Origin of the sequence: Pseudoglutamicibacter albus, from assembly GCF_022346425.1 — a bacterium.
Lineage (GTDB): Bacteria > Actinomycetota > Actinomycetes > Actinomycetales > Micrococcaceae > Pseudoglutamicibacter > Pseudoglutamicibacter albus.
The window spans coordinates 1-11,083 of sequence record NZ_JAKRCW010000021.1 but is presented as its reverse complement, the minus strand read 5'-3'; the positions used below and the strand labels follow the sequence as shown (position 1 = coordinate 11,083).

Here is an 11,083-nt window from a genome sequence, read left to right as displayed (position 1 = left end):
TTCGATACGTGTCGACATTGAGACCACACCCTTGTTCATACTTGTTCAGCGTAGGAGTACGCGCTCAAAGTATGTGAGGCACGACTGTAGCTACGCGATCAATATATGTAAGGTACGCCGTCTTCTTGGATGTCATACATACCAGTGTTACACTTGAAAGCGAAAGCCCCGGAGCGATCCCTGCGTTTTAGACGCATATCACCGGGGTTATTGCTTTCCTGGACCCATCGTGCCGGGGAAGACAGCGGGGCGGGACACCAGTTGGTGTCCCGCCCCCGACTGCACTAACGAGGCACCTCAGTAGGATTCGAGGCTGTCGTCGTCTTTATTGGGCATGAATTCGTTGGCGAGGTTTTCGGTGCCGCGGGCGAGGATGCTCACATCCGCGCCGACGTTGACGAAATGCGCGCCGGCTTCGAGGTAGTCGCGCGCCTGGTTCGGGGCGAACGCGTTGACGCCCACAATCTTGCCGGCATCCCGCACCTTGGAGATAACCTCCTTGACGGCCCCAACCACCTCCGGGTGGGTTTGCTGGCCGAGGTATCCCATGGATGCCGCGAGATCGGATGGCCCGAGGAACACCGCATCAACGCCGTCAACCGCAGCGATCTTATCCGCGTTACGCACCGCTTCCGCGGATTCGGCTTGGACGATGAGGCTCACGATCTCGTGCGCCCGCGTCAAGTACTGAGGAACGCGCCCCCAACGCGCCGAACGCGCGAGCGCGGAACCAACCCCACGCACACCTTCAACCGCAGACCCCGAGGCTTTAGCCCCGCCTGGCTGCGGATACTTCATCGCAGCGGCGGCCGCACGCGCATCTTCAACCGTATGGACCATCGGGACCATGATGCTGGTCGCGCCGGCATCCAGGACCTGCTTGATGATCGCGGCGTCATTGCGCGGGACGCGGACCACGGACAAGCTCGGGTACGCGGCAATCGCGCGCAGCTGACCGATGAGCCCTTCCAAGTAGAACGGGCCGTGTTCGGCATCCAGCAACAAATAGTCGAAGCCGGCACCCGCACAGATTTCGGCGGCCGTCGGGTCCCCGGACGCGACGAACATGCCCACGACCGGGCCAGCAACCCCATCGGCCCGGCCGCGCGGCTGATCGGCCATGCTCGGCTGGGTGAAGAGGTGCTTGAAGCTGCGTTCGGTGTGGTTTAGACGAACTGGCATGTCACAACCCCTAGCGGCCCGTAGTCGGCCATCACGGTGTCGCCCTTGTCTACCCACATCGGGCGGGTGAAGGAACCTGCGAGGATGATCTGGCCTGCACGCAGGACTTCGTCGTGCTCGTGGAGACGGTTCGCGAGCCAATGCACGCCGTTGGCGGGGTGGCCAAGCACGCCGCCGCCGAGGCCGGTTTCCTCGATCTCCTGGTTCTTATACAGCAGGCCGCCGAGCCACCGCAGGTCATGCTCGTCCGGACGGACCGGACGGCCACCGACCACCATGACGCCCATCGCGGCGTTGTCTGCGATGGTGTCCACGATGGTGCGGCCTTCCATCTCGACGCGGGCATCCAGGATTTCCAGGGCCGGGACAACGTATTCGGTTGCGCGCAGGACATCGAAGATGTCAGCGTCTGGGCCGCTCACATCGTCTTTGAGTTTGAACGCGAGTTCCATCTCAACGCGCGGCTTGGTGTAAATGTCCCATTCAAGCGTGGACCCGGATTCCAGCACCATGTCTTTGAAGATCACGCCGTAGTCCGGTTCGGAGATGCCGGTCGCGTACTGCATCGCCTTGGAGGTCAGGCCGATCTTGTGGCCTGCCACGACGCGGCCTTTTTCTTCGCCGCGTTCACGCCAGATGCGCTGGATCGCGTAGGAGTCAGCGATTTCCATGTCTGGGTAACGTTTGGTGAGCAGCGGAACGGGAACTTTGGTTTCGCCGGCGGTGACGAGTTCGTCGGCGATTTTCACGCGGGTGCTTTGATCCAGCATGTTCGCTCCTTAGTTCAGCTCGTTTTCGCGGTTTGCGAGGTATTCCTCGAACTTGACCTTCCATTCACCGGTTGGCGGGAAGAGGCCTTCGATCGGGTTGCCTTCCTTGACGCGCGCCATGACCCATTCGTCCTGAACCTCGGTCTTGAACGCGTGGTCGGCTACCTGCTCCACGACTGCCGGTGGGATCACGACGATGCCGTTGGAGTCAGCGACGATAATGTCGCCCGGCTGCACCGCGGCACCCCCGCATGCGACGGTTTCGTCCATGGTCCATGGGACGTGCTTGCGGCCCAGCACAGATGGGTGCGCACCGTTGTGGAAGGTCGGGATGTCGGCTTCGGCAACTTCAGAGAGGTCGCGGACTGCGCCGTCGGTCACGATGCCTACCGCGCCGAGGAGCTTGGCGCGGGTTGCGAGGATGTCGCCGAGGGTTGCGGCATCTTGTTCGCCGCGGCCTTCGATGACGAGGATGTCGCCTTCCTTGAGGTCGTCGAACATCTGTTTCTGGGTGTTGTAGCCGCCACCGTGCTGCTTGAACAGGTCCTGGCGTAGCGGGATCATACGCAGGGTGCGTGCCCGGCCGATGACCTTCTGGGTTCCGTGGGTTGCGGTGAGGCCCGCGATGGTGCACGCCTCGATACCTGCCGCCTTGACTGAAGATGACAGGGTTGCGGTGGCCGAAGCCATGAGCTTGGCGCGAACCTCATCGGTGAGCGGGTCGGCCTCGATTGCAGCATCGGCATCGGTTGAAGCGTCAGCGTCTGCGAGGCCTGCGGCTTGAGCGTCGCCCCATGCGTCGATGCGGTCAGCGTCAGTGACCTTGGTTGGGTTGCCGAAGTCCTTGAAGCCTTCGGTGCCCTGGACCGCGGTGGTGCGCAGTTCGCCAGTGGACTGCTCGCCGGCCTGAACTTCAACGGTCACGACGTCTTCGGGCTTGAAAACCGAGGAGCCGGCTGGGGTTCCGGTGAGGATCACATCGCCTGGCTTGAGCGTCATCTGCTGGGACAAGTCAGCCACGATCTGGCCGAAGGAAAACAGAAGTTCCTGCGTGGTGGCGTCCTGGACGGTTTCACCGTTGAGCTTGGTGATCACGCGCAGGTGCATCGGGTCAAGGTTCTCCGCAGGGATCATGACCGGGCCGAGTGGCGTGTAGCCGTCGCCGGACTTGGAGCGGACGTTGGAGCCTTTGTCGGCGTACTTGATGTCCTGAATACCGATGTCATTGGATGCGGTGATCCAGCCGACGTGCGCCCAGCCTTCGTTAGGGGTGATGCGGCGGGCTTCCTTGCCGATTACGAGCGCGATCTCGCCTTCGAACTGCAGCAGTTCGGTATCCGCTGGGCGTTGCACGGTCTCCCCAGTCAAGGCGAGCGAGGAGGTGGCCTTCATGAAGTAGGAAGGGTACTTAGGGGTACGGCCGCGCTGTTCGGCGCGGGATGAATATGCCAGGTGAACGGCGATGACCTTGCCGATATTGTCCAGAACGTCCTGGGTTACTTCGATGGGCTGGTTAGTTGTGCTGAACACTGACACTCCTACTGACATTCTTGGTAGATGCGCCCCTGATGAATGCGCCGGTCGTATTCATCATCGTATACGTTTTGAGTGCTCTCGTATACGATCCGTATATGACCTCCGCACAGCAGCATCCGCGCCAGGCCCGGGCCACATCGAAGTCACAGGCCGCCTACGATGCCGTGCGTGAACGCATCCTGGACCGCACGTACGAGCCGGGCTATCGCCTGGTTTTGCAGACCATCGCTGATGAGTTGAAGTGCTCCGTGGTGCCGGTGCGGGAGGCGATCCGCCGGCTTGAAGCCGAAGGCCTCGTGGTGTTCACCCAGAATAAAGGGGCCACTGTCGCGGAGGTGGATGCGGAGCTGTATCTGAACACGATGCAGACCCTCGCGATCCTGGAAGGCTCCGCCACCGCGCTGGCTGCGGAGCATATTTCAGCCGCCGACGTGCAGGCCGCCCGGGACTTGAATGAACAGATACGTGCGTTGCTGGCCGATTTCGACCCGGCAGAGTTCACGCGCTTGAACGCTGAATTGCATGCGCTGCTGTATTCGGATTGCCCCAACACTCACCTACTGGATTTGGTGCATCGCGGTTGGACGCGCATGGACGCGATCAGGGTTTCCAGTTTCGATGCGATCCCGGCCCGCGCCCAGGATTCCGTGAAAGAGCATGCCGAGTTGATCGAGGCGATCGCCGCCAAGAAGCCAGCCCACCAGATCGAGGCGCTAGCCCGCGCCCACCGCATGCACACGCTCAACGCGTACCTTCACGCCATGGGCCAGCCACCCTCCTCGCTTTAAGCTCCGCGCGGAGTCAGCCCGCGTCGTCATTTAAACCCTTTCCATGCCCCCCGCAGATCGTATACGATTGCAAATATGTGGGGCATCACCCCACCAACAAACCGGCCCGCGCGGCCGCACCGGCATCAAAGCCAGCGCCACGTCGCGCAGCCAACAGGCCGCACCGGACCACTACCGGATTGAGGAGCTTCATACATATGGCACAGCAAGCAGTCCCGGAGAACCTTCCAGATCAGATCCGCCACTACATCGGCGGCAAGTGGGTTGACTCGATCGACGGCGACACCTTCGACGTCCTCAACCCAGTCACCAACGAGGCCTACATTAAGGCGTCTTCCGGCAAGGTCGCAGACATCGATGCTGCGGTTGCCGCCGCGAAGGACGCTTTCGAAAACGGCCCGTGGCCAACCATGCTCCCGCGTCAGCGTTCCCGCATTCTGCACAAGATCGCCGATGTTGTGGAGACCCGCGCGGACGAGCTCGCAGCGATGGAGTGCTTCGACACCGGCCTGCCGATCTCCCAGGCGCGCGGCCAGGCGCACCGTGCAGCTGAGAACTTCCGTTTCTTCGCTGACCTGATCGTGGCTCAGCATGATGACACGTTCAAGGTTCCAGGCCGTCAGATCAACTACGTCAACCGCAAGCCGATCGGTGTTGCAGGCCTGATTACGCCGTGGAACACCCCGTTCATGCTCGAATCCTGGAAGCTCGCGCCAGCGATCGCAACCGGTAACACCGTGGTGCTGAAGCCGGCCGAGTTCACGCCGCTGTCCGCATCGCTGTGGCCAGGCATCTTCGAAGAGGCCGGCCTGCCAGCTGGCGTGTTCAACATGGTCCACGGCTACGGCGAAGAGGGCTTCGCGGGTGATTCGCTCGTCAAGCACCCAGACGTTCCGCTGATCTCCTTCACCGGTGAGTCCAAGACCGGCCAGATCATCTTCGGCAACGCCGCACCGTTCCTCAAGGGCCTTTCGATGGAGCTCGGCGGCAAGTCCCCGGCCGTCGTGTTCGAGGACGCGGACCTCGAGACCGCGATCGACGCGACCATCTTCGGCGTGTTCTCCCTCAACGGCGAGCGCTGCACCGCAGGTTCCCGCATCCTGGTTCAGCGCAGCATCTATGACGAGTTCGTGGAGCGTTACGCTGCGCAGGCTAAGCGCGTCAAGGTTGGCCTGCCGTCGGATGAGACCACCGAGGTCGGCGCGATTGTGCACCCTGAGCACTTCGAGAAGGTCATGTCCTACGTCGAAATCGGTAAGGAAGAGGCCCGCCTCGTTGCTGGTGGCGGCCGCCCTGACGAGTTCCCTGAGGGCAACTTTGTTCAGCCAACCGTTTTCGCTGACGTCTCCCCTGAGGCCCGCATCTTCCAGGAAGAGATCTTCGGCCCAGTTGTTGCGATCACTCCGTTCGACACCGAAGAGGAAGCGCTCGAACTCGCGAACAACACCAAGTACGGCCTCGCCGCATACATTTGGACCAACGACCTGAAGCGTGCCCACAACTTCGCCCAGAACGTTGAGGCCGGCATGGTGTGGCTGAACTCGAACAACGTTCGTGACCTGCGCACCCCATTCGGTGGCGTCAAGGCCTCGGGCCTCGGCCACGAAGGCGGCTACCGTTCCATCGACTTCTACACCGATCAGCAGGCCGTCCATATCAACCTCGGCAAGGTGCACAACCCGGTTTTCGGTAAGCAGGAAAACTAACCCCTACTCCGGCTGGTGACCTCACGGAACGTAGCTGCGAGGCGCCACCTCAACCTCAGGAGAACAAACATGAGCAACCTGGAGAACCGCCAGAAAACCTCATCCGGCTTCTATGTAGGCCAAGAGGGTCCAGTCAAGACTGACAACCCGATCCCAACCCCACAGGCGGAGGCACCGGATGTGCTGCGTTGCGCCTACATGGAGATTGTGGTCACTGACCTTGCCAAGTCCCGCGAATTCTATGTGGACGTCCTGGGCCTCGTTGTCACGGCAGAAGACGAGAACACCATCTACCTGCGGTCGATGGAAGAGTTCATCCACCACAACCTGGTGCTGCGAAAGGGCGATGTAGCGGCTGTCGCTGCGTTCTCTTACCGTGTGCGCTCCCCAGAAGACCTCGACAAGGCAGAGGCTTTCTACAAGGAGCTCGGCTGCCGTGTTGAGCGTAAGAAGGACGGATTCGTCAAGGGCATCGGCGATTCGGTCCGCGTTGAGGACCCGCTCGGCTTCCCGTACGAGTTCTTCTACGACGTCGAACACGTTGAGCGGCTCGCATGGCGTTATGACCTCTACACCCCAGGCGCCTTGGTGCGGCTGGACCACTTCAACCAGGTCACCCCGGATGTTCCACGCGCCGCGAAGTACATGCAGGACCTCGGTTTCCGCGTCACCGAAGACATTCAGGACGACAAGGGCACCGTCTACGCAGCGTGGATGCGCCGCAAGCCAACCGTGCACGACACCGCGATGACCGGTGGCGACGGTCCACGCATGCACCACGTCGCGTTCTCGACCCACGAGAAGCACAACATCCTCGCGATCTGTGACAAGCTCGGTGCGCTGCGTATGTCGGATGCGATCGAGCGCGGCCCGGGCCGCCACGGCGTCTCCAACGCGTTCTACCTGTACCTGCGTGACCCAGACGGCCACCGCGTCGAGATCTACACCCAGGACTACTACACCGGCGACCCAGACAACCCGGTCGTGACCTGGGATGTGCACGATAACCAGCGCCGCGACTGGTGGGGCACCCCAGTTGTACCGTCCTGGTACACCGACGCCTCGCTCGTGCTCGACCTCGACGGCAACCCACAGGAAGTGGTTGCACGCTCCGACGAGTCCGAAATGAACGTGACCATCGGCGCTGACGGATTCTCCTACACCCGCAGCGACGAAGACGGAGAAATGCCGGAATGGAAGCAGGGCGAATACAAGCTCGGCAACCAGCTCTAAACTCGGCTTATAGCCGGTAAAACACCGGTTTCTAACCGGCTCAACACCGGCTAGAAACCACTGAATCGCCCCCGCGACGCCTGCATCTAGGCAGGCACGCGGGGGCGATTTTTTGTTGTTTTATGCCGTGAATCGTCCACAGGCACGCTCGCTCATAATCACCGGAGAGGTGCTCGAACCGCTACCCAGAGGGGCTCCAACTCCGAGCCCCACGCCAAACTCCTGACAAAATCAACCATTGACAATCTCAACTAAATGCCTTTCCATAGTTTTGTGACGTCGGCCACATTCCGGCCGTCCTGAGGGCTCCTCCGGGAGCGCCTCGCCTGAACATCCCCGTCCCGAACACTTCATCCCAAACACTTCTTGGAGTAGCCTCATGAACATCGGAGTAGGCACCTACCCCCGCCGCCGCGCCGTGGTCCGCCCAGAAGCCATCGCCCTCGAGTTCGAGGGCACCACCTGCACCTACGGCGAGGTCGCCGAGCGCGTCGAGCGGCTCGCCCAGGCCCTCCTGGCCGGCGGAGCCAAAGCCGGGGACCGGATCGCCTACGTAGGGTTCAACCATCCCGCTCTGCTGGAGACGTTCTTCGCCACCACCCTGTTCGGCGGCACCGCGGTCCTCGTGAACCCGCGGCTGTCGCCGGCGGAAGTGCAATTCATCGTGGAGGACTCCGGCGCGTCCGTCGTTGTCTACGGCGGCGACCAGGTGCCCACGGCTGAGCGCTTGGCAGCCAAGGTCGCCGGGCTACGTCTGATCGCCGTGGAGGGTGAAGACGGCCTCGGCGAGCGCTACGAGGCGGTACTGGCCGCCGGCTCCGCAGATCCAGTGGACGCGGAGGTGGATGACGACGACGTCGCCCTCATCATGTACACCTCCGGCACGACGGGCCGCCCTAAGGGTGCGATGCTCACCCACCGCAACCTCACCTTCCAGTACCTGAACGCTTTCACCGGCACCGACCTCCGCCAGGACGAAGTCATGCTGTCCGTGGCCCCGCTGTTCCACATCGCCGGGCTGAACATGACCACGATCCCCACGTTCATGATGGGCGGGCGGATCATCATCCAGCGCGCCTTCCGGCCGAAGGACGTGCTTGACGCGATCTCGCACTCCAAGGTCACGGGGACCTTCATGGTTCCCGCCATGCTGGACTTCCTCTCCCAGGACCCGGGCTTCGCCGAGGCTGACCTGGGCTCGCTGCGCTCGGTCATGGTGGGCGGATCCCCGCTACCGGAACGCACCATCCGCCTCTGGCAGGACCGCGGCGTGAAGATCGTCCAGGGCTTCGGGATGACGGAGACCGCCCCCGGCGTCTGCCTCCTGGAAGCCGCCGATGCGCTGTCCCATGCCGGGACTGCCGGCCGCCCGCATTTCTTCGCCGAGGTCCGCGTGGTGGACCCCGTCACCGGCGAGGACGTGGAGGACGGCACCGCCGGCGAGGTCTTGGCCCGCGGCCCACAGGTCATGAAGGGCTACTGGAACCGCGAGGAGGCCACCGCGGCCGCACTGGAGGGCGGCTGGTACCACACCGGCGACATCGCCGTCCGGGACGCCGAGGGCTTCTTCACCATCAAGGACCGGATCAAGGACATGTACATCTCCGGCGGGGAGAACGTGTACCCCGCGGAGGTGGAGAACGCCCTGCTCTCCCTGGACGGCGTGGCCGAGGCGGCCGTCGTCGGCGTCCCCGACGAGCGCTGGGGCGAATCAGGCGTGGCCTTCGTGGTGCCCGCAGACAGTGCGTCGTTGGACGCCGAGGCGATCCGCAAAGACCTGACCGAGCTGCTGGCCAAGTACAAGGTGCCCGCACAGGTGCGGCTCGTTGACGAGCTACCGCGTACCACGACCGGCAAGATCCGCAAGACCGTGCTACGTGAGAGCGCCTGAGCACCCCTGAACCCTTTCCCTACCCCACCCCGAACGAAAGACACAGAGGTCACCATGGCCACCATCAACCCTGAGAGCCGTCCCACCGGCACGGCCACATCCACTGAAGAGAAGCAAGACACCGTAGATGCCTTGCTGAACATCTCCCCCGAGGAGCGCCGCCGCGAGTCCCGCAAGGTCATCCTCTCCAGCTATCTGGGCTCGACCATCGAGTTCTATGACTTCCTGCTGTACGCCACCGCGGCCGCCGTCGTGTTCCCGCACGTGTTCTTCCCGGCCTCTGACCCGCTGGCAGGATCCATCGCCGCCTTCGGCACCTTCGCGGCCGGCTACGTCGCCCGCCCGCTGGGCGGGGCGCTCTTCGGCCACTTCGGCGACCGGCTAGGCCGCAAGAAGATGCTGGTGCTCTCCATGCTCCTCATGGGCCTAGCATCCACCGCGATCGGTTTGATCCCGTCTGCAGAGATGATCGGCATCTGGGGCGTCGTGCTCCTCGTGACCATGCGCATCTTCCAGGGCATCGCGGTCGGCGGTGAATGGGGCGGCGCCGCCCTGATGGCGCTCGAGCACTCCGAAACGAAGAAGCGCGGATTCGCCGCATCCTTCACGAATGCCGGCGCTCCATCTGGCGCCGCGTTGGGCACCTTCATGATGGGCGCCGTCTCAGCCCTGCTCTCCGAGGAGCAGTTCCTCTCCTGGGGCTGGCGCATCCCGTTCCTCGTCTCCTTCCTACTGCTGATCGTGGGCCTCATCATCCGCTCCAAGGTCTCTGAGTCCCCTGTCTTCCAGGCCGCCATGATCAAGGCCGAAGCCGAGGACAAGAACAAGCCAAAGGTGCCGCTGATCTCAGTGCTTCGCCGCCCGAAGGCGCTCCTGCTGACGATGTTCGCCGGCGCCGCCGGCTTCGCCCTCCAGGTGCTGCTCCCGACATTCGCCGTCGGCTACTCCGCGGCCGGAGGAACAGCCCGCTCGGATGTCCTCTACGCTTTTGCCTGGGCCTCGGTCATCTCCATCTTCATAGTCGTCGGGTCCGGCCGGCTCTCTGACGCACTGGGCCGCCGCCCGGTGATGATCGCAGGGCTCGTGCTCTACGTCGCCTTCCTGTTCCCGATGTTTCCGATGCTTCGCTCGGACAGCTGGCTCGTCATCCTCGCAGCGTTCACCATCGCCCTTGCCCTGCACGGCCTGATCTACGGCCCTTTGGCGGCATTCATTGCAGAACAGTTCGGCACCGAGTCCCGCTACACCGGCGCCTCGCTGGGCTACCAGCTGGCCACCCTGCTGGGTGCCGGGTTCACCCCGACGATCGTCGCGTCTCTCTATGCCGGCCCCGGTGGTGGAGTGAGCACACTGCCGGTCATCGCCTTCATCGGGTCGATCGCAGCCGTCTCCGCTATCGCGATCCTCTTGACCCGGGAGTCGAAGGATCATGACCTGCTGATCCACGAACACTAACTGCACCGGATAAGAACAAGGCCGCGGTGGGCGTTTGCCCACCGCGGCCTTTCCGCGCTCCACGGCAGGCACGTCAAGGCCCCGCTCCCACACAACGTGAACTAGCCCCCGAAAGTTGGACTGGTTTAATTCTAGGCGGTGAGGGGTTCAAGGGTCTGATTCCGATATTGCATCGGGGTCAGGCCCTTGAGTCGTTGTTGGACGCGTTCGGTGTTGTACCACCCGATGTACTCGTCGATCGCTTGGTTGAATTCTGCGACCGTGTCGAAGACTTCACCGTGGTACATCTCTGTTTTAAAGTGCCCGAAGAAGTTCTCCATGACCGCGTTGTCGTAACAGTTGGCTTTACGCGACATCGACTGAACACCACCGTTGTCGCCGATCAGATTGCGCCAGGAGGCATGCTGGTACTGGAATCCTTGATCGGTGTGCATCATCCACCCGGGTTCAGGTGCACACGCTGCGATTGCCTTGGACAAGGAATCGGTGGTCAACGCTGTCGACGGTGATGTAGCCACGGTG

Annotated in this window: 9 protein-coding genes; 5 read left to right on the top strand and 4 right to left on the bottom strand. The window is 62.6% G+C overall.

The window, feature by feature from the left end:
* Nucleotides 1–297 precede the first annotated feature (297 nt).
* From MHJ63_RS09670 to MHJ63_RS09660, 3 genes are read right to left on the bottom strand one after another with little or no spacing between them, the layout of a single operon-like run.
* Nucleotides 298–1,182, bottom strand: coding sequence for an HpcH/HpaI aldolase family protein (locus MHJ63_RS09670; protein WP_070490181.1), 885 nt, complete (start codon nt 1,180–1,182; stop codon nt 298–300).
* The gene (locus MHJ63_RS09665) at nt 1,167–1,952 is read right to left on the bottom strand and encodes a 2-keto-4-pentenoate hydratase (protein ID WP_239447291.1); all 786 of its coding nucleotides are present in this window, start codon (nt 1,950–1,952) and stop codon (nt 1,167–1,169) included. The genes MHJ63_RS09670 and MHJ63_RS09665 overlap by 16 nt, the downstream gene beginning before the upstream one ends.
* A gap of 9 nt (nt 1,953–1,961) precedes the next feature.
* Nucleotides 1,962–3,482, bottom strand: coding sequence for a fumarylacetoacetate hydrolase family protein (locus tag MHJ63_RS09660; RefSeq protein WP_239447290.1), 1,521 nt, complete (start codon nt 3,480–3,482; stop codon nt 1,962–1,964).
* A 101-nt stretch (nt 3,483–3,583) separates the two neighbouring features.
* Here MHJ63_RS09660 and MHJ63_RS09655 point away from each other — a divergent pair, with 101 nt between their 5' ends.
* From MHJ63_RS09655 to MHJ63_RS09635, 5 genes are all read left to right on the top strand, one after another.
* A complete protein-coding gene (locus MHJ63_RS09655) occupies nt 3,584–4,276 on the top strand; it encodes a GntR family transcriptional regulator (protein WP_070490184.1) in 693 nt (230 codons plus the stop codon).
* A gap of 197 nt (nt 4,277–4,473) precedes the next feature.
* The gene (hpaE, locus tag MHJ63_RS09650; RefSeq protein WP_070507892.1) at nt 4,474–5,982 is read left to right on the top strand and encodes a 5-carboxymethyl-2-hydroxymuconate semialdehyde dehydrogenase; all 1,509 of its coding nucleotides are present in this window, start codon (nt 4,474–4,476) and stop codon (nt 5,980–5,982) included.
* Between the two features lie 69 nt (nt 5,983–6,051).
* Nucleotides 6,052–7,215: a 3,4-dihydroxyphenylacetate 2,3-dioxygenase gene (gene hpaD / locus MHJ63_RS09645; RefSeq protein ID WP_239447289.1), complete on the top strand. Its 1,164-nt coding sequence runs from the start codon at nt 6,052–6,054 to the stop codon at nt 7,213–7,215.
* A 379-nt stretch (nt 7,216–7,594) separates the two neighbouring features.
* A complete protein-coding gene (locus MHJ63_RS09640; RefSeq protein WP_239447288.1) occupies nt 7,595–9,106 on the top strand; it encodes an acyl-CoA synthetase in 1,512 nt (503 codons plus the stop codon).
* Nucleotides 9,107–9,160: 54 nt separating this feature from the next.
* Complete coding sequence (locus MHJ63_RS09635; RefSeq protein WP_239447287.1) at nt 9,161–10,561, top strand: MFS transporter; 1,401 nt, start codon at nt 9,161–9,163, stop codon at nt 10,559–10,561.
* A 131-nt stretch (nt 10,562–10,692) separates the two neighbouring features.
* On the opposite strand, the gene MHJ63_RS09630 is transcribed toward MHJ63_RS09635, so the two are convergent.
* Nucleotides 10,693–11,083, bottom strand: a 391-nt coding sequence (locus MHJ63_RS09630; RefSeq protein WP_239447286.1) for an IS3 family transposase, incomplete at its 5' end; no start/stop codon positions are given.

Coding starts and splice junctions, on each gene's coding strand:
- MHJ63_RS09670 (WP_070490181.1), bottom strand. CDS start 1,182: ATGCCAGTTCGTCTAAACCACACCGAACGCAGCTTCAAGCACCTCTTC.
- MHJ63_RS09665 (WP_239447291.1), bottom strand. CDS start 1,952: ATGCTGGATCAAAGCACCCGCGTGAAAATCGCCGACGAACTCGTCACC.
- MHJ63_RS09640 (WP_239447288.1), top strand. CDS start 7,595: ATGAACATCGGAGTAGGCACCTACCCCCGCCGCCGCGCCGTGGTCCGC.
- MHJ63_RS09635 (WP_239447287.1), top strand. CDS start 9,161: ATGGCCACCATCAACCCTGAGAGCCGTCCCACCGGCACGGCCACATCC.
- hpaE (WP_070507892.1), top strand. CDS start 4,474: ATGGCACAGCAAGCAGTCCCGGAGAACCTTCCAGATCAGATCCGCCAC.
- MHJ63_RS09655 (WP_070490184.1), top strand. CDS start 3,584: ATGACCTCCGCACAGCAGCATCCGCGCCAGGCCCGGGCCACATCGAAG.
- hpaD (WP_239447289.1), top strand. CDS start 6,052: ATGAGCAACCTGGAGAACCGCCAGAAAACCTCATCCGGCTTCTATGTA.